Here is a 19162-nt window from a genome sequence, read left to right as displayed (position 1 = left end):
GGGATCACTCGTTTCAGTTCTGCGGCGGAAGTGGATACGGCGAACCGGCGCGTCGCCACCCCGGCGGTGCCTGGGGGTGGGCGCGCGTACGCGGTGTGCCGGACGGGGCCGGGGGCGTGCCCCCGTCCGCGTCAGCCGTAGAGCTGCACGATGTTCATGCGGCGACCCTAACCGCGGTCCGGCCCGCGCGCATCCGCTTTGGGTGCGGTGCGCGCGGGCCGGGGGCGGGGTCAGGGCTGGATCGGCATCGACCAGCAGTTGGAGACGGACCGCCTGCCTTCGAGGCGGTCGGTGATCCAGGAGATGGCGTCGCCCTGGTCGGTGATGAGCGGCACCATGTGGTTGGTCAGGATCTTGTCGCCGAGGTTGGGCAGGATGACAGCGTCATAGGTGACGTCGCCGCCCTTGCGGCACCAGTCGACGGCGAGTTGACGGGCCTGCTTGTGGGGCACGATGTCGTCCTGGGTGCCGGTCGCCACTCGCACAGGGCCGGAGGGCTTGAGGGTGCCGATGCGCTGCCTGTCGAGCGCGGCCTGCGCCTTGGGTTCGGCGGCGATGATCTCGCCCAGGGACTTGCCGCTGGTGGTCCACTTGGTGCTTCTGGCGAAGCCGTAGCCGAGGATCGCGTCGCCGACGCACATGGTGGAGGCGTCCTTCAGCGCGGCCCGGCCGGCGTCGTTGATGTTGTTCTCCACGACGTCGCGCAGGTCCGGGTCGGCCTGGGCGAAGCCGTTGATCGACCAGGCCAGGGCGCCGGCCAGGGCGCTGCCGTCGATGCCCTTCATGGTCGCGGTCAGGTCGGCGGGCGGCGCGCCGGCGTAGGTGCCGGCCAGTTCGATCTCGGGGGCGTACGAGGGCTGGAGCTCGGCGGCGGAGGCGCTGGCCCCGCCGCCCTGGCTGTAGCCGTACAGGCCGGTCCGGGAGTCGGGCGTCAGCGAGGTGGCGGGCAGCCGGTGCGCGGCGCGGACGGCGTCCAGCAGCGCGTGGCCCTCGTCGACCCGGTTGACGTAGGTGTGCAGCCGGTCCGTGGTGCCGAGGCCCACGTAGTCGGTGACGACGACGGCGATCCCGGCGGACAGGAGCCGGTAGACGGACAGGATCTCGTAGCCGATCGACACCGTCTCGGGGGTGAGCGAGAGCGGATGCTGCAGGGACAGCGAGGGGGCGCACTGGTCGCCCTGGCCCATGGTGCCGGAGGCCACCGCGACCAGCGGCCGGGCGCCGCCGCCCTTCCAGGAGGCCGAGGGCTCGATGTAGGCGCCGGTCACCGCGACCGGCTGCCCGTTGGAGTCGGTCGACCGGTACATGAGGCGGGTCGCCGTGCCGGGCATCCGGCGGCCGTCCAGGCCGGGCAGGTCCAGGCCGAGCGGCAGGGGTTCGGTGCGGATCAGCGCGCCGTTGGCGGCGGGGAGTTCGGCGGGCGGGTTGTAGAAGGAGGGGATGGTCACGCCCCGCGACACGACCGGTTCGGTGCCGGCCGAGGCCGATGCGGGCGCGGCGTACGCGGCCACGCAGGCCGCCGCGGTCACGGCGACGGCGGCGGCCCGCAGGGCTCCGGCGCGCGGGCGGCGGGTGGGGGGTATCAGGACGGTGGAACGCGAACGGCTGTCCGTGCGGCTCACAGCTCACTCCTCGCTCTGCTCCGATGGGCGGGTGAGCGCAAGCTAACAGCGGGACTTACCGGTGGTAACCCATCAGTAAGTTACGCATTGGTAACTCTCCTCGGGCACCCGCCCGGGCCTGTCCGGCCGTCATGTTGCCTATTGTGGGCGCCAGCTGATCATCCGCAGCCTCCCGCACCCAGGAGTTGGCCATGTCCCGACCGGAGAACGACCGCACCTCGCCCCCGCTCATCGACACCAGCAAGCCGCATCCCGCGCGGATGTACGACTGGTTCCTGGGCGGCAAGGACAACTACCCGGTCGACGAGGCGATGGGCCGTCAGATGCTGGCCGTCGAACCGAACGTGCCGGTGATGGCGAAGATCAACCGCGCCTTCATGCACCGCGCCACCCGCTGGCTCTCCGCCCAGGGCGTCCGCCAGTTCCTCGACATCGGCACCGGGATACCCACCGAGCCCAACCTGCACCAGGTGGCCCAGGAGGCCGCGCCCAGCACCCGCGTCGTCTACTGCGACAACGACCCGATCGTGCTGGCCCACGCCGAGGCGCTGCTCAAGGGCACGCCCGAGGGCGTCATCGACTATGTGCAGGCGGACGCGCGCCACGTCGACACGATCCTCGAACGCGCGGGCAGGACGCTGGACTTCAGCGCCCCGGTCGCCCTGTCGATGATCGCGCTGCTGCACTTCGTGAGCGACGAGGACGGCGCCCACGAGCTGGTGCGCCGGCTGACCGACGTGCTCGCGCCCGGCAGCTACATGGTCATCTCGCAGATCACCGCCGACTTCCACCCGGAGGAGGCGCGCCAGGTGGACGAGATGTACCGGGCCAACACGCTGACGCTGGCGCCGCGCACCCGTGCCGAGTTCGGCGCGTTCTTCGAGGGGCTGGAGATCGTGGAGCCGGGCATCGTCGCCGCCGAGGCCTGGCATCCCGAGCTGGGCGAGCCGGTCCCCGGCACCGGCGAGATCGTCACTCCGGGCTATGTGGCGGTCGGCCGCAAGCCGTAACCCGCCGTCCCGGCACGCCGGCCCGGCGGCACGTGGCGCGTCCGCCGGCCGCGCCCGGTGTCACCGGGCTGTGTGATGATGCCGAAAAAGGGAGCGGCCGGGAGGGGCGGGAGCGCAGCGTGGACAAGGGGTCATCCATACCGGACGAGGAATGGGAGCGCTTCCTGCGGGAGGCCGAGGCCGGGACCGGCGACGCCCCCGAGGAGCCGTCCGCCCGCGCCCGGATGGTCACCCGGCGGCTGGACGACGAACCCGCCCCGCCCCCTGGTTGGCGCGTCCACGAGCCGCCCCGCCGGCGGAACGGCAAACGCTGGTACGTGGTGGGCCTGATCGTCGTCGTCGCCCTGTTCGGCCTCACGCTCTCCCCCGGCCTGGTCAACGGCTGGTTCGGCGGGGGCACCGGGGGCGACTCCGCCGGGGCGTCCGGGCGGGCGACCCTGGACGCCCCGTTCAAGGGGTCGCCCGCGGAACACTGGGCGACCGGGACGGCCGGGATCACGATGCCTTCGGCGCATGCGACCGGGTGGATGAGCGAGAAGCAGGTGGACGAGGCGCTGGAGAGCAGCCTGGCCTTCCTCGTCGACTCCGGCCTGGACCCGGCGGTGCTGCGCGGGAAGCGCCCGGTGAAGGCGATCGCCGCGCTCAACCCGGAGCAGGCCGACGTCGAGGAGTACCTGGCGCACGCCTTCGACCGCCCGAGCCGCGGCGACGACCCGCTGCTGCTGTTCAGCCGCTTCGACCCGTCGTACGTCCGCCTGGCCGGTGACGTGATCAGGACGCGCGGCAGGATCACGTACCGCGCGGGCGACCGCGGCGCGGTCGACGTCACCGCCGACGTCACCTTCGTCTACCCCGTCGTACGGGCGGAGGGGGACAGCGACGAGGTCGCCCGTACGATCGTCCGCCGCGAGATCGTGATGAGCTGGGAGAACCCCGCCGAGGTGGAGATCACGCCGGGAACCTTCTCGCTGCGGACCTACCGGATGGACGCCGCCAACGGCGGCTGCGGCGACACCACCGGCTACTTCGTCCCCGAGTTCGGCAAGGACCGGGGCCCCTCGGAGGAGGGCGCACGCGTCGACCCCTACGAGCGGGACATGTCGATGGACGAGCGGATGCGGGACCGCGACGCCTCGGAGTGCGGCACCGCCACCCGTACCTGACCCGGCCGGGTACCGGCCCGCCCGCCGCTCGCCGGGGCGGGCCGCCCCGCCGCGACGTACGCTTTCGGACGTGACCAGCAAACCCGACGCGGCACAGCATCTGCGCGACCTCGCCCGGCTGCGCCGGGTCCGCGACCGGATCGACCGCGAGTACGCCCAGCCCCTCAACGTCGAGGCCCTGGCCCGCGGGGCCCATATGTCGGCCGGACATCTGAGCCGCGAGTTCCGCCGCGCGTACGGGGAGTCGCCGTACGGCTACCTGATGACCCGGCGCATCGAGCGCGCGATGACGCTGCTGCGCCGGGGCGACATGAGCGTGACCGAGGCCTGTTTCGCGGTCGGCTGCGCCTCCCTCGGCACCTTCAGTACGCGGTTCACGGAGCTGGTCGGGATGCCGCCGAGCGTGTACCGGCAGGAGGCGGCGCGCGCCACCGCGGGGATGCCGTCCTGCGTCGCGAAGCAGGTGACGCGTCCGATCAGAAATCGAGAAGCACCGCTGCCAGGGGCGCCACTAGCGTAGGCCGGGCGACGACGGGGCTGTGCGACGGCCCTGCCAATCCAAGGAGACACGATGAGCAGGGCCACGGGTGCGCAGCCGCACCTCGCCGACAGTCACGATCTGATCCGGGTGCACGGGGCACGCGTGAACAATCTCCAGGACGTGAGCATCGCGATCCCCAAGCGCCGGCTGACGGTGTTCACGGGCGTCTCCGGCTCCGGCAAGAGCTCGCTGGTGTTCAACACCATCGCCGCCGAGTCGCAGCGGCTGATCAACGAGACGTACAGCGCCTTCGTCCAGGGGTTCATGCCCACCCTGGCCCGGCCCGAGGTGGACGTGCTCGAAGGGCTGACGACGGCGATCATCGTCGACCAGCAGCGGATGGGCGGCGACACCCGCTCCACGGTGGGCACCGCCACCGACGCCAACGCCATGCTGCGCATCCTCTTCAGCCGCCTCGGCACCCCGCACATCGGCCCGCCCAGCGCGTACTCGTTCAACACCGCTTCGGTGAAGGCGAGCGGCGCGATCACCGTCGAGCGCGGCAACCAGAAGACCGTGAAGGCGTCCTTCAGCCGCACCGGCGGCATGTGCACCGAGTGCGAGGGCCGGGGCACCGTCTCCGACATCGACCTCACCCAGCTGTACGACGACTCCAAGTCGCTGGCCGAGGGCGCGTTCACCATCCCCGGCTGGAAGTCCGACAGCTTCTGGACGGTGCGCGTGTACGCGGAGTCCGGCTTCCTCGACCCGCACAAGCCGATCGCGAAGTACACCGAGCAGGAGATGCGGGACTTCCTGTACCGGGAGCCCGTCAAGGTGAAGGTGGAGGGCGCCAACCTCACCTACGAGGGGCTGATCCCCAAGATCCAGAAGTCCTTCCTGTCCAAGGACAAGGACGCGCTCCAGCCGCACATCCGGGCGTTCGTGGAGCGCGCGGTCACCTTCACCACCTGCCCCGCCTGCGACGGCACCCGGCTCAGCGAGGGCGCCAGGTCCTCGAAGATCGCGGGCATCTCCATCGCGGACGCCTGCGCCATGCAGACCAGCGACCTGGCCGCCTGGATCGCCGGCCTGGACGAGCCCTCGGTCGCCCCGCTGCTCACCGCGCTCGGGCAGACCCTGGACTCGTTCGTGGAGATCGGCCTCGGCTACCTCTCGCTGGACCGCCCGGCCGGCACCCTGTCCGGCGGCGAGGCGCAGCGCGTCAAGATGATCCGGCACCTCGGGTCCTCGCTGACCGACACCACGTACGTCTTCGACGAGCCGACCGCCGGGCTGCACCCGCACGACATCCAGCGGATGAACAACCTGCTGCTGCGCCTGCGGGACAAGGGCAACACGGTGCTGGTGGTGGAGCACAAGCCGGAGACGATCGCCGTCGCCGACCATGTCGTGGACCTCGGGCCGGGCGCCGGTACGGCCGGCGGCACCGTCTGCTTCGAGGGCACGGTGGAGGGGCTGCGCGCCTCGGACACCGTCACCGGCCGGCACTTCGACGACCGGTCCCGGCTCAAGGAGTCCACCCGCGAGCCGGCCGGCGCGCTGGAGGTGCGCGGGGCGCGCGCGAACAACCTGCGCGGTGTGGACGTGGACATCCCGCTCGGTGTGCTGACCGTCGTCACGGGGGTCGCCGGGTCCGGCAAGAGCTCGCTGATCCACGGCTCGGTGGCCGGGCGGGACGGTGTGGTGACCGTCGATCAGAGCCCGATCCGGGGTTCGCGGCGGAGCAACCCGGCCACGTACACCGGGCTGCTCGACCCGATCCGCAAGGCGTTCGCCAAGGCCAACGGGGTGAAGCCGGCCCTGTTCAGCGCCAACTCGGAGGGCGCCTGCCCCACCTGCAACGGCGCGGGCGTCGTCTTCACCGACCTGGCGATGATGTCGGGGGTGGCCACGGTCTGCGAGGAGTGCGAGGGCAAGCGGTTCCAGGCGTCGGTGCTGGAGTACCGGCTCGGCGGCCGGGACATCAGCGAGGTGCTCGCGATGTCCGTGGCGCGGGCGGAGGAGTTCTTCGGCTCGGACGAGGCGCGCACCCCGGCCGCGCACCGCGTCCTGGAACGGCTCGTGGACGTCGGGCTCGGCTACCTCAGCCTGGGCCAGCCGCTCACCACGCTCTCCGGCGGCGAGCGCCAGCGGCTCAAGCTGGCCACGCACATGGGCGAGAAGGGCGGCGTGTACGTGCTCGACGAGCCGACCACCGGGCTCCATCTCGCGGACGTGGAGCAGCTGCTCGGGCTGCTCGACCGGCTGGTGGAGTCCGGCAAGTCGGTCATCGTCATCGAGCACCACCAGGCCGTGATGGCGCACGCGGACTGGATCATCGACCTCGGCCCCGGCGCCGGTCACGACGGCGGCACGGTCGTCTTCGAGGGCACGCCCGCCGAGCTGGTCGCCGCCCGCTCCACGCTCACGGGCGAGCACCTGGCGCGGTACGTGGGCGCCTGAGCGGAGCCGGGCCGGGTGCCTCCACCCGGCCCGGCGGGCGGTTCCCAGGATGCGGGGACGACCGACCCCGTGCTGGAGCTGCTGCGCAGCCGTCCCGATCTCGCGGAGATCGCCGCCTTCCCGCAGGAGCCCATCGCGGGGGACGGTGGCGGGGGCACCTACTTCCTGTGCGGGGGTACGTCGGTGCTGTACGCGTCCTCCGAGGGCGACGCCGTCCCTGATCGCCGACAGCATCTCGGAGGCGCTGGAGATGCTGGTGCGGCTGCCCGACCGGTGCGAGGGGCTGACGGCCGGCCTGGACGAGGAAGGGCTGCGGGCCGCCGCGGCGGCCGGTGACGCGGCGGCGCGCGAGGAGTTCGCGCCCGAACTCGACGCCCAGCGGGCCGCGTTGCTGGCGGGGCTGGGGCTGCCGGAGCGGCCGCTGACGGAGTTGTTCGCGGTGTCCGAGTCGGCTGCCCGGCGCACCGAGCCGGATCATCTGCTGCTGAACTCCGCGGAGTTGTGCGCGTACCGGCTGGACGACGAGTACCGGATGTGCCTGCGGGACGTCGTGCTCGGTCCCGGCCGGGCGGTGGAGGCGTCCGTACTGGCCCGGATCGAGCGGGACCGGGGTGATCTCGGCGCTGCGGGGTGCCTGACGGACGGCCCGGACACATGATCAGATCAAGGCGGCTTGCCGTGAAATCCGCATACTTTTCAAGATGGCCGGTTCGCGCAGGTGTGAGCGCGTGCGGGTGCGGTGACGAATCCTGACGGATCGCCACCAAGCTTGCACAGCACCTCTGCTGAGTGAAATTCGAGCGGTGGGCCGCTCACCTGTGAGGACCGGGGGTCCGTGGGCCCGCAGGCACCGGTCCGAAACAATCGCCATCGCTAATCGGATCTAACCTTTCCGCAACATCCGGCCAACGGGCGGGGTTTGACCCTACGGGGACAGCGAGGGGGCTTCCGGGCATTCCGCCTGCTCAGCGCCGACGGCCGCAACTCCCGTGGATCAAGGGACAGGCAGGGCAGACAAGCGAGACCGAGTCATTCCGCTTAGCGGCGCCCCACGGCCCGAACCGACCACATCGACCGAATGAGACCGTTTCCGCACACCTAACTGAACGCAAATTTTCGACGCTGCCCGCATCGGTGGTTGTGCACTAGGCATAGGATCAAGCCGCGCAACGTGAGCCCCGTCTATCCCGCCTGTCCCATCCGCAACTGTGCACACGATGTACGAGCGCCCCTACCGACACCCCACAACCCGTTAACAGGTATCTGCGTGTCACCGATACTCAGCACCGGTTCCGGCGATGGAGCCGCGCAGTGAAAATCAATCGTCGCCTCGTCCTGCTGGTCACCGCGCCCCTCACCGTCGCGGTCACCTTCTCGGCTCTGGCCCTCGCTCCGGCGACCAACCAGGCACTGCAGGCGAACCGGCTGGCCAACATGGTCGACGTCGCCGCCCACGCGGCCGACTTAACACATCAACTGCAGCGTGAACGCGCCGCAGCCACCGCTCTGGTCTCCCATCAGGCAGACTCCGACGCCTTCCAGCAGAGCTCCGACGCGACGGACAAGAGCCTCGCCGCCTTCAACAGCCGGATCGGCCGGCTCTCCGAGGTACCCGGAAGTGCCCAGGAGGCGCTGGACCGCATCGACCGCTTCATCGATCAACTCCCCGCCCTGCGCGCCCAGGTGCGCTCGGGCAGCACCACCATCTCCGCACTCGCCTTCGGCTACCGGATCGTGATCGCGGACCTCAACTCCTACCGCGACGGCATCGCCCAGGCCGACGGGGTCGACGCCGACATCGCCGACCGCATCCGCGCCGCCGCCGCCCTCTCGGAGGCCGCCGAGCACACCGCTCAGGAGCAGGTCACCGTCATGAGGGCGCAGGCCGCGGGCGGCTTCACCGTCGCCTCGCAGCGCACCTTCGACGCCAGCCGCCTCGGCTACACCGAGTCGACCGGGGTGATGTTCAGCCTCGGCCCCGCCGAGTGGCGGACCTGGCTGGAGCGCACCCTCTCCGGCCCCAAGGCCCTGGCCTCCCGCAAGCTCGAGGACAAGATCGGGCGCACCGACACCAGCAAGCCCATCGGCGTCTCCCCCGAGTCCTGGCAGAAGGCCGCCGACGACCGGCAGACCCTGCTGCACCAGGTGGAGGAGCGGATCGACGAGTCCGTCGCCACCACCGTGGAGGCGGAGCGCACCCGGCTGCTGTGGACCGCCGGCGGCGAGGTCACCCTGGTACTGCTGACCCTGGTGGGCGTCGTCCTCGTCGCCGTCCGGCTCGGCCGCGTCATGATCCGCCGGCTGCGCGACCTGCGCAACGCCGCGCACGAGGTCGCCCACACCCGGCTGCCCGAGGTCATGAGCGAGCTGTCGCAGCCCGGCGCGCTGAGCGGGTCCACGCCCGAGGAGGTCGCGGAACGCACCGGCAACCCGATCGAGACGACGGGCGGGGACGAGATCGGCGAGGTGGGTGAGGCGTTCAACGCCGTCCACCACGAGGCGGTCCGCCTCGCCGCCGAACAGGCGCGCGTGCACGAGCAGTTCGCCGAGACCCTGGTCCGGGTCGCCCGCCGCGGCGCCCAGCTCACCAGCGTCATGGTGTCCGAACTGGACGCCGTGCAGCGCGACGAGGCCGACCCGGAGCGCATGAAGACGCTCTTCGCGCTCGACCACCTCGCCATCCGCATGGAGCGCAACACCAACAACCTGCTGGTGCTCGGCGGCTACGGCAACGCACGGGTGAGGTCGGCGGACATCGCCGCCTCCACCGTCATCGTGGCGGCGGCCCAGCAGATCGAACGCTTCGACCGCGTCTCGCTCGGCGCCATCGAGGGCGGCATCGGCATCGCCGCCCGCGCCGTGCACGACGTGGCGCACATCCTGGCGGAACTGCTCGACAACGCCACCCGCTTCTCGCCGCCCGACGCCCAGGTCGGCGTCGCCGTCTGGCGGCTGTGGGACCGGGCCGTCGTACAGATCGTGGACGAGGGCGTCGGCATCTCGGCGGACCGCCGCACCGTGCTGAACGCCGCGCTGCGCGAGCCCACCGCGGGCATCGGCGACGTGCGGTCCATGGGTCTGCACGTGGTCGCCCGGCTCGCCGCCAGGCACGGCATCGTTGTCGAACTGCGCGACTCCTCGGGCCCCGGCACCATCGCCGAGGTCACCCTGCCCAAGAACGTCCTGGCCGAGGTGTCCGAGGAGCCCATCCCCGTCCCGGAGGCGCCCGCGCCGAGCCGTCGCCAGGCGCCCCGCGCGGCCGCCGACGGCCGCAAGCCGCGCGAGGTGCGCGGCCGGGTCGGCCGGCCGGTCGGCACGGGCGTCGCGGCCCGCCCCGGCGGCGACGCGGAGCGGGGCGGGCGCAGGGACCACGAGGGCCCGGCGGACGCGCGGGGCACCGGAGCCCGCGAGCACGGCGGCGCCCCGCACCCCGTGCACGACGAGCCGGTCTCCCGTATCGCCGGGGTCAGCGCGTCCGGCCTGCCGGTCCGCAAGCGCACCGCGCCCCAGCAGTGGCCGGCGCTGGGCAAGCGGAGCGCCGCCGAGCAGCGGCCCGGCACCGGCACGCCGCGGCCGACGACCCCCCGCCGCCGGGACTCCCGGCAGGTCTCCGACGTCCTCGCGGCCTACGCGCAGGGCATCAGCCGGAGCACGAACCCCCGCGGGCGTCCCGCCAACAATGACGAAACCGAACGGACCAAGAAATGACCTCACCCACCGACCTGAGCTGGATTCTGAGCGACTTCGCCGGACGCATTCCGGAGGTCACCCAGGCGATAGCCGTGTCCGTGGACGGACTCGCGCTCGCGTACACCGGCGTGGAGCGCGACGACGCCGACCGGCTGGCCGCGATCGCCTCCGGCGTCGTCAACCTGCTGTCGGCGGCGGCCCAGTTGACGGACACCGACCCGGTGGAGCACAGCCTCACCGCGATGGAGGGCGGCTACATGTTCTCCATGGCCGTCTCCAGCGGTGCCTCGCTCCTGGTGACCACGACCAGGGACGCGGACATCGGCGAGGTCAGCTACATGATGTCCGAACTGATCAACCAGGTCGGTGACTCCTTGTCCCCCGAGGTCCGCGACCACCACCACTCCGCCACACACTGACCCGGCCGGTCCCCACACGGCCGCAACGACCCGTCCGCGGAGCGCTCGCTCCGCGGTCGGGTCACACCGTTGTCCACCTCACACACCCCCGATGAGAGCCCACATGTTCTTCGACATATCCCGCCGTACCCGTCACCGCAGATTCATCCGGCCGGCGGGCGCGGCCGCCCTCGCCCTGGGTCTCGCCGCCGTCACCGGTTGCAGCGGCGACAGCGGTTCCGGCGACGAGACGGTCAAGATCGGTCTGGTCGCCTCGCTTTCCGGCACCTACAAGCCCGTCGGCACCGATCTGCGGGCCGGCTTCGAGCTGTATCTGAAGACGCACGACAACAAACTCGGCGGCCGCAAGGTCGACCTGATCGTGGCCGACGAGGGCGACGGCCCGCCCACCGCCGTGCCGGCCGCCACCAAGCTGGTCAAGAAGGACAAGGTCGACGTCCTGACCGGCCTCGTCAGCGGCGGCTCGGTCAACGCCGTCCTGCCGCTGGTCACCCAGGCCAAGATCCCCTTCCTCGGCTCCAACGCCCGTCCCGAGGTCAAGGACCCCGAGTACGTGTGGACGACGAGCTTCATGTCCGACGAACCGGGCAAGGCCATCGCCCCGTACGTCAAGGAGAAGGTGGACGGCCCGGTCTACGCGATCGGTCCGGACTACCAGGGTGGCTACGACGAACTGCGCGGGTTCACCGACGAGTTCAAGCGCGTCGGCGGCAAGCTGGCCAACCCGGACGGCAAGACCAAGTGGACGCCGTTCCCGCAGACCACCAACTTCATGCCGTACTTCGCGGAGATCGCCAAGACCGACGCCAAGGCGGTCTACTGCTTCTACGCGGGCAAGGCGGCCATCGACTTCGCCAAGCAGTACGCCCAGTCCGACATCGCCGACCTGCCGCTGTACACGGCGTTCGTCACCGAGGGCAGCGTGCTCCAGGCCGAGGGCCCGGCCGCCAAGGGCATCTACTCCGTCCTGAACTACGCGCCGGACCTCGACAACGCTGCCAACCGCAAGTTCGCCGCCGACTGGACCGCCGAGCACGACACCCAGCCGACCACGTACGCGATGTCCTCCTACGACGCCGCGGCCGTGCTCGACAAGGCGATCGCGGACGCGGACAAGAAGGGCGAGGTCACCCCGGAGACCATCAACAAGGCCATCGCGGGCCTGGGCCAGATCGACAGCCCGCGCGGCAACTGGGAGTTCAGCGAGAAGGCGCACGCGCCGGTGCAGACGTGGTACCTGCGCCAGGTGCGCTCGGACGGCAACCAGCTGTCCAACGTCATGGTCCAGGACCTGGCGACGCTCGGCGGCTGACATGGAGCTTCTCGATGCCCACCTCGTGCCGGCGGTCGACGGCGTGGCCTACGGGCTGCTGCTGTTCGTCGTCGCCGCCGGCCTGAGCCTCGCGTTCGGCACCGCCGGCGTACTCAACCTCTCGCACGGCATGCTGTACGCGATCGGCGCCTACACCGGCGCCGAGCTGAGCGACGGAACCTGGGGCGGCCTCGCCCTCGGACTGGCCGCCGGAACGGCGGCCGCGGCACTCGCCGGGGCGGGCCTCTCCGCCGCGACGATGCCGCTCGCCCGGCGTGGGCATCTCGCTCAGGCCCTGCTGACCTTCGGCATCGCCCTGGTCGGCGGGGACCTGCTCATCCAGCTCTTCGGAGCGGACGAGCTACCGGTGCGGGTCCCCGGCGCGCTCGACTCGTCGGTCCATCTGCTGGGCCACCGCTACCCCGCCTACCGGCTCGGCTTCATCGCGATGGCCGTCGCCCTGGCGGCCTTCGGTACGTGGGTGCTGACCCGGACCCGGGTGGGCGCGGCGGTGCGCGCGTCGGCGGACGACCCCCAGATGCTCGCCGCCACCGGCCACAGCCCCCGCGCCGTGCACATCGGTGTGCTCGCGGCCGCGGGCGCGCTGGCCGGTGCGGCGGGCGTGCTGGGGGCGCCGATCATCGGGCCGGGGCCCGGCACCTCCGAGAACGTGCTGATGCTGTCCCTCGTGGTGGTCGTCCTGGGCGGGCTGCGCTCGCTGTGGGCGACGTTCGCGGCGGCGATCGCCGTGGGCGAGGTGCAGACCCTGGGTGTTTCGGTGCTGCCGGACCTGGCGCCGTACCTGCTGTTCGCCGCGATGGCGGCGGTCCTCGTGTTCCGCTCCCGCTTCGCCGAACCGGCGGCGCACGAGGAGCGCGGCCCGGACACCGACCCGGTCGCCCGGCTGCGCCGGCTCCTGGCCGCCCGGTGGCGGAACCGGCCGCGCGCGGCGGCGCCCGCACCGGTCCCGGAGGCCGCCGCCCCGGCGGCCCCCGGCCGGCTCGGGGCGTGGCTGCGCACGGCCGGGTGGCGGCAGGCGGTCCCGCTGCTGGTGCTGCTCGCCGTCCTGTTCGCGCTGCCCGGTGTGCTGGACGCGTACAGCATCTCGCTGGCCGGGTCCGCGCTGGCGCTCGGGCTGCTCGCGGTCAGCGTCACCGTCCTGACCGGGTACGCCGGACTGCCCACCCTCGGGCAGACCGCCCCGTTCGCCGTGGGCGCGTACGCCACCGCCAACCTGGCCGACGCCGGGTGGACGGTGGGCCCGGTCCAGATCGTCCTCTCGGCGCTCGCCGCCGCGGTGTTCTCGGCGGTGACCGGGCCCGCGGTGATCCGGGCGCGCGGCACCACCGTGCTGATGATCACCCTTGCGATCGGTGAGCTGACGAGCGCGGTGATCAACCAGGTCAAGTCCGTCACCGGCGGCGCGGACGGCCTCGTCGGCTTCCCCGCCACCCGGGCCCTGTGGGGCGGCGAGGGCATGACCGAGGAGCGCGAACTGTACGTGTACGCGGCCGTGGTGGCCGTGGTCGCCGTCGCGATCACGCTGCTGGTGCTGCGCTCCCCGGCCGGGAAGCTGCTGACCGGCACGCGCGGCGCCGAGGCGCGGATGCGTGCCTCGGGGCATCCGGTGGGGCGCTATCTGCTGGTGGCCCACATCTGCGCCGGTGCGCTGGCCGGGGTGGGCGGTTCGCTGATGGTCACCGTCCAGCAGTACCTCTCCCCCGCCGATGTGGGCTTCGAGATCGCCGCGTTCGCCCTGCTCGCCGTCGTCATCGGCGGGACGACGTCGGTCGTCGGCGCGCTGCTGGGTGTCGGGCTGATCGTGTTCACCCGGGACTGGGTCGCCGGTTCCTGGCCCGGCCACGGGCCGCTGCTGCTCGGGGTGCTGTTCGTGGCCGCCGTGTATCTGCTGCCGCGCGGCCTGGCCGGACTGCGCGCCGCCCCCGGCCGCCCCGTGCCCGCCGCATCCTCCGGGAAGGTCTCCCCATGACGCCCGTACCCGAAGCCACGCCCCCCGTGCTGGACCTCGACCACCTCACCCGCAGGTACGGCAGCCTCACCGCCGTCGACGACGTGTCGCTGCGGCTGCCCGCGGGCGCCCGGCACGCCGTGATCGGCCCCAACGGCGCCGGCAAGACGACCCTGCTCAACCTCATCGCCGGCACCGACCGGCCCGACCGGGGCACCATCGTCCTGAACGGTGCCGACGTCACCCGCGCGTCCACCGCCAGGCGCAGCCGGCTGGGCATCGCGCGCAGCTTCCAGCAGCCGTCCGTCATCGGCGAGCTGACGGTGCTGGACAACATCGTGCTGGCCGGCTGGGCGCACCACCCCCGGCGCCGGGGTGCCTGGCGCAGCCGGTCCCGCTACCGGCTGCACACCGAGTCGGCCGGGCAGCATCTGGAGACGGTCGGGCTCGCGGACCTGGCGCACCGGCCGGCCGCCACGCTGTCGCACGGGCAGCGGCGCATGCTCGACCTCGCGGCGGCCCTGGCGGGCGATCCGCGGCTGCTGCTCCTGGACGAGCCGGCGGCCGGGCTGACCGACGGCGACATCGGCCGGCTGCTCGCGATCCTCGGCGCCCTGCCCGAGAGCGTGGCGGTCGTGCTCGTGGAGCACCACGTCGAGGTGGTCGCCCAGGTCGCCACGTCGGTGACGGTGCTGGCGGCCGGGCGGGTGCTCGTCACCGGGCCGACGCGGGAGGCGCTGGCCCATCCCGAGGTGCGCGACGCCTACCACAACACGGGCGCGGCGGCCGGTGCGGCAGCCGCCCCCGTCACCGGCTCCACCGAAGCGAGAGGATGACCGACCCCCGATGCTCGAACTCACGGGCCTGACCGCGGGCTACCACGGCGGCACGGTCCTCCACGGCCTCGACCTGGCCGTGCCCGCCGGCACGGTGCACGCCGTCGTCGGCCACAACGGCGCGGGCAAGACGACGCTCGTCCACACCGTCGCCGGTCTGATGCGCCCGGACGCGGGCAGCGTACGGCTGGCCGGCCGGGAGGTGACGGGCCGGCCGGCGCACCGGATCGCCCGCGCCGGGATCGGTCTCGTCCCGCAGGGCCGCCGGGTCTTCGCCAACCTCAGCGTCGCCGAGCATCTGCGGCTCTCGCACCGGCCGCCGCGCCGGGGCGACACCTCGCGGCCCAGCGTGTGGACGCCGGAGCGGGTCCTCGACCTGCTGCCCCGGCTGGGCGAGCGCCGGAACAACCGGGGCACGGACCTGTCGGGCGGGGAGCAGCAGATGCTGGCGCTGGCCCGCGCGCTGCTCGGTTCGCCGAGTGTGCTGCTGCTCGACGAGCCCACGGAGGGGCTCGCCCCGGCGCTGGTGCGCCAGGTGCACGAGCTGGTGACCACGCTGGCCGACGAGGGCATCGCCGTACTCCTGGTGTCGCCGAGTCCGGCGACGGCGGCGCGGTGCGCGCACACGCTGACGGTTCTGACGTCGGGGCGGGTGGCGCTGCGGCTGGACGGGGCGGAGGCGCGCGAGGACCCGACCGCGCTGCACGCCGCGCTGGAGCTGGCGCCGGCGGCTACCTGACCTTGAGGCTGTGGCCGCCGAAGCCGCTGCTGCGGTCGGAGCCGCTGTTCTGCTCCTGCCACCAGGCGTCGAACCCGGACTGGTCCATGGCGGACCAGTCCGGGGTGGCCTCGACCTGGCTGCTGCCCATCCGGCGGGCGAGGGCGACCATCGCGGAGCCGACCGGGCCGCGGGCGGCGTCGTAGCGCTCCAGGACGTCCTTCCAGTCGTCGCCCGCGGTCCGGGCGGCCTCCAGGGCGGTGGCGTCCTGGAGGGCCTTCACACTGCCGGCGCCGACGTGCGGCCGGGCGATGCTGGCGGCGTCGCCCACGAGCGCCATCCGGCCCGAGGTGTAGTGCGGGACGACCAGGTCGTAGATGGGCTGGATGAAGGTGGTCCCGGCGGGCGTGCCGAGGATCTTGGCCGCCCAGAACGGCGGGAAGTGCTCGGCGACGAGGGCGCGCAGCCAGTCGGTCAGTTCGGAGTTGAGGCGGCCGGGCGGCAGGGAGGTCGGGGTGCGCAGGTCCGGGTGGAGGCCGTCCGTCTGCGGGGGCGTGGTGTAGAGGACCCAGTTGAGGCGGTGGCCGCCGGAGCCGTCCGGGATGCGGTAGCTCATGCAGTGGCCGCCGGGGAAGACGAGGTTGTGGGCGTCGAGGCCGTCCGAGGGCAGCCCCTCGACGTCCTCGGTGGTGCCGCGCCAGCCGATGTATCCGGCGTACTGGGGGCTGATGCCGGGGAACATGGCCTCGCGGACCACCGAGCGGTAGCCGTCGGCGCCGATGACGAGGTCGAAGCGCTCCTCGTGCCCGTCCGCGAGGCGCACGGTCACTTCGTCGCCGGCGGGTTCCACGGCGGTGACGGCGGCCCCGGAGCGGTAGTCGACGTCCGCGGGCACCCGGCGGCGCAACTCGCTCCACAGGGAGCCCCAGTTGTAGGCGCGGAAGGGGAACGGCTGCTGCCCGATGGCCCGTCCGTGGTGGGCGTCCCCGTCGCGTACGCTCCACACGCGCCGGGTCAGCGGCGCCCAGGGCATCTCGGGGGCCAGGTAGCCGGCCGCTCTCAGCTCCTCGTAGCGGTCGTTCTGCAGGCCGATCCCGACGCCCCGGTCCCGGAGTTCGGCGTCGGCGCGTTCGAGGACGGTGACCCGGTCCGCTCCGCCGCGCGACAGGGCCAGGGCCGTGGCACACCCCGCTATGCTCCCGCCGACCACGGCGATGCTGCCTCCACGCATGACTGGTCTCCACTCACTCGATGTCCCGGCCGTCCGCCCGGTCGGGCGCCGAACCGCATCCTAACGAGGGCACCCCGGACGGTCGCGAGCCGCCATCGGTTCCACTTTTCAGCCACCGATACATCGTCAACTGGCCTTCACCGTGCGCTTCTTGGTCATCTGTGTTTAGGGTTCTGTCATGTCCCCCTCGCCGGTCAACCGCTCATCTCCCCTTCCGGCGTCCGGCCCCGGCACCGGTCGTGACGCGTTGCGAAGACGACCCGCCGGCCCCGGAAGCCGCTGAACGAGCGGCCCGTCGAAGCGAGTTCACTCCCCTTACCCGGAAGCGGGTGCTCCGGCCGCGGCGTCCGGGGCACCGGCATGTCCGCCGGCGCCCGCGCGGCCGGCGGAACCGTCCCCCGATCTCCGCGAGGACCCCATGACCGAACCGATACTGATCCTGCTCGCGCTGGCGGCGGGAGGCTGCGCCTCGCTCTGGTTCCTGAGCCGGGCCCGTGCCGAGCGGCGCCGGGCCGAGGAGCTGCGTCAGCAGCGCGACCAGTTCGCGCAGCAGATGCGGGCAGCCGAGCAGTACGTGGCACACATCTCCCGCAGCGTCGTCCAGTCGGCCGCCGCCGACGCGCAGACCGGCCGCGCCCTCCAGCCGGATCTCGCCGTTCCGCCGCAGCTGGCGCACACCCAGCTGGCCTCGGCGCTCAGCACCCTGGCCGGTCAGATCCGGTCGGCGATCGCCGTGGCGGGGCAGCTCGCGCAGAACGCCGCGGAGGAGCAGCGCGCCGCCGCCCGTGCGGAGACGGAGCGCCGGATCGTCCAAGTGCGGCAGGAGTCGGTGGACGTGGCGCGCGCCGCGGTGCGCGCCTTCGCCTCCAGCACCGTGCACCGCGCGGCGAAGCTGAGCAGCACGATCAGCGCCGGGGTGCGGCGCCATGTCTCGGACGAGGCGTACGCGACGCTGGTCGAGCTGGACCACCTGGCGCAGCAGATGCTGCTGACCGCGTCCGGCTACGGCGTGCTGGCCGGGGACAAGCTGTCGCGGCGCTGGCCGGCGACCACGCTCACCGATGTCGTCCGTACGGCGATGGGCCGGGTCGAGGGCTATCAGCGCGTCCAGCACACGGACCTGGAGGCCTTCGCGGTGCAGAGCCGGGCCGTGGAGGCCGTCGTGCACACGCTGTCGGTGCTGCTGGACAACGCGCTGCGCTACTCGCCGCCCAACGCGCGGGTGCACGTCTCCCTGGAGCACGGGGCGAACGCGGCGTTCCTCGTCGTGGACGACGCGGGGCTGCGGATGGAGGACGAGCGGCTGACCTGGGCACGCCGGGTGATGTCCGGTGAGCAGCGGGACGACATCACGCGGCTGGGCGCCTATCCGCAGACGGGGCTGCGGGTGGCCTCGGTGCTGGCCCATCAGTACGGCTTCCGCGTCGAGCTGACGGCGCCCAACCTGTACGGGGGCACCCGCGCGATCATCGTGCTGCCGCAGTCGCTGCTCACGACGCCGGGGCCGTCCAGGCCGGCGTCCGCGCCGCAGCCGTCCCGGCAGACCGTCCCGCAGCTCGCGCAGCCGGCCGTCCCGGAGGCGGTGCCGCAGTCCGCGCCGCAGCCCGCGCCCGCCACCACGGCCAGTGGGCTCACCGTCCGCCGGCGCGGTACGCGGCCGGCCGCCGGGGCGCGGCCGGGGCCCGAACCGGCCGTCGAGCCGGGCAGGCCGGCGGTGGCCGCCGCGTGGATGGCGGGCAGCCGCCGCAGCCGGGACAACCAGAACCCCCCTCGTACGGACGAAGGACGTTGATCATGTCGGACACGCACGCGAACACCCTGGGCTGGCTGCTGGACGAGCAGCTGGGGTCGGTGGAGGGCGTCCGGTACGCCGTGCTGATGAGCGGCGACGGGCTGCTCAAGGCCCGGACCCGCACCATCAGCCAGGAGGACGGCGAGAAGCTGGCGGCGCTGACCGCGTCGCTGCGCGCGTCGGGCCGGGCCTGGGACGAGTTCACCGGCGGGCAGGGCGTGCGCCAGCAGCTGATCGAGTCCGTGTCCACGATCGGCCTGACGACCGCCGCGGGGCAGCACACCATGCTGTCGGTCGTCACCACGGGCCCGCACGCCGACGTCGGCCTGATCAGCCACCACATGGCGCTGCTGGTGGTGCGGTTGGGCGAGCAGCTGGGGACGGCGGAGCGGATGCCGGTGGGCCGGACGGACGGGGGCTCCGTCGCATGAGTGGCCCACGGCACGATCCGGA

15 protein-coding genes are annotated in these 19162 nt (G+C 72.7%); 13 read left to right on the top strand and 2 right to left on the bottom strand.

The genetic code is table 11. The features are described 5' to 3' along the window. Positions 1-230: 230 nt before the first annotated feature. On the bottom strand, positions 231-1622 hold the full coding sequence (locus OG710_RS23835) for a lipase family protein (RefSeq protein ID WP_330241115.1): 1392 nt from the start codon (positions 1620-1622) through the stop codon (positions 231-233). A gap of 191 nt (positions 1623-1813) precedes the next feature. On the opposite strand from OG710_RS23835, the gene OG710_RS23830 reads away from it, so the two are divergent. The 11 genes from OG710_RS23830 to OG710_RS23780 all read left to right on the top strand — a co-directional run bounded on the left by OG710_RS23830 (position 1814) and on the right by OG710_RS23780 (position 15707). Beyond that, entirely contained in the window at positions 1814-2632 is an 819-nt protein-coding gene (locus OG710_RS23830; RefSeq protein WP_330241114.1) for an SAM-dependent methyltransferase, read from the top strand. Between the two features lie 119 nt (positions 2633-2751). Then, positions 2752-3795 (top strand): hypothetical protein, encoded by a 1044-nt coding sequence (locus tag OG710_RS23825; RefSeq protein ID WP_330241113.1) that lies wholly within the window; start codon positions 2752-2754, stop codon positions 3793-3795. A gap of 70 nt (positions 3796-3865) precedes the next feature. Beyond that, positions 3866-4315: a helix-turn-helix transcriptional regulator gene (locus OG710_RS23820; RefSeq protein WP_330241112.1), complete on the top strand. Its 450-nt coding sequence runs from the start codon at positions 3866-3868 to the stop codon at positions 4313-4315. Positions 4316-4366: 51 nt separating this feature from the next. After that, the gene (locus OG710_RS23815; protein ID WP_330241111.1) at positions 4367-6742 is read left to right on the top strand and encodes an excinuclease ABC subunit UvrA; all 2376 of its coding nucleotides are present in this window, start codon (positions 4367-4369) and stop codon (positions 6740-6742) included. 250 nt (positions 6743-6992) lie between these two features. Beyond that, positions 6993-7400, top strand: coding sequence for a hypothetical protein (locus OG710_RS23810; RefSeq protein WP_330241110.1), 408 nt, complete (start codon positions 6993-6995; stop codon positions 7398-7400). A 653-nt stretch (positions 7401-8053) separates the two neighbouring features. Then, positions 8054-10450, top strand: a complete 2397-nt coding sequence (locus tag OG710_RS23805; protein WP_330241109.1) for a sensor histidine kinase — start codon at positions 8054-8056, stop codon at positions 10448-10450. Then, the gene (locus OG710_RS23800; protein ID WP_330241108.1) at positions 10447-10851 is read left to right on the top strand and encodes a roadblock/LC7 domain-containing protein; all 405 of its coding nucleotides are present in this window, start codon (positions 10447-10449) and stop codon (positions 10849-10851) included. Before OG710_RS23805 ends, OG710_RS23800 begins: the two co-directional genes overlap by 4 nt. A gap of 103 nt (positions 10852-10954) precedes the next feature. Next, the gene (locus OG710_RS23795; protein ID WP_111338678.1) at positions 10955-12163 is read left to right on the top strand and encodes an ABC transporter substrate-binding protein; all 1209 of its coding nucleotides are present in this window, start codon (positions 10955-10957) and stop codon (positions 12161-12163) included. Position 12164: 1 nt separating this feature from the next. Next, complete coding sequence (locus tag OG710_RS23790; protein WP_330241107.1) at positions 12165-14153, top strand: ABC transporter permease; 1989 nt, start codon at positions 12165-12167, stop codon at positions 14151-14153. Then, entirely contained in the window at positions 14150-14968 is an 819-nt protein-coding gene (locus tag OG710_RS23785; protein ID WP_330241106.1) for an ABC transporter ATP-binding protein, read from the top strand. Before OG710_RS23790 ends, OG710_RS23785 begins: the two co-directional genes overlap by 4 nt. Before the next feature lie 10 nt (positions 14969-14978). Then, the gene (locus OG710_RS23780; RefSeq protein WP_330241105.1) at positions 14979-15707 is read left to right on the top strand and encodes an ABC transporter ATP-binding protein; all 729 of its coding nucleotides are present in this window, start codon (positions 14979-14981) and stop codon (positions 15705-15707) included. On the opposite strand, the gene OG710_RS23775 is transcribed toward OG710_RS23780, so the two are convergent. Further along, complete coding sequence (locus OG710_RS23775) at positions 15700-16917, bottom strand: FAD-dependent monooxygenase (RefSeq protein WP_330241104.1); 1218 nt, start codon at positions 16915-16917, stop codon at positions 15700-15702. The two genes, OG710_RS23780 and OG710_RS23775, sit on opposite strands and share 8 nt — an antisense overlap. A 418-nt stretch (positions 16918-17335) precedes the next feature. Here OG710_RS23775 and OG710_RS23770 point away from each other — a divergent pair, with 418 nt between their 5' ends. Together OG710_RS23770 and OG710_RS23765 are read left to right on the top strand one after the other, a co-directional pair. Further along, complete coding sequence (locus OG710_RS23770; RefSeq protein ID WP_330241103.1) at positions 17336-18709, top strand: ATP-binding protein; 1374 nt, start codon at positions 17336-17338, stop codon at positions 18707-18709. A 2-nt stretch (positions 18710-18711) separates the two neighbouring features. After that, positions 18712-19140 carry a roadblock/LC7 domain-containing protein gene (locus OG710_RS23765; protein WP_330241102.1) on the top strand — a complete coding sequence of 143 codons (429 nt, stop codon included), beginning with the start codon at positions 18712-18714 and terminating at the stop codon, positions 19138-19140. Positions 19141-19162: the final 22 nt, after the last annotated feature.

Source organism: Streptomyces sp. NBC_00525, assembly GCF_036346595.1.
Classification (GTDB): domain Bacteria; phylum Actinomycetota; class Actinomycetes; order Streptomycetales; family Streptomycetaceae; genus Streptomyces.
This window is presented reverse-complemented; position numbering and strand designations above follow the sequence as displayed.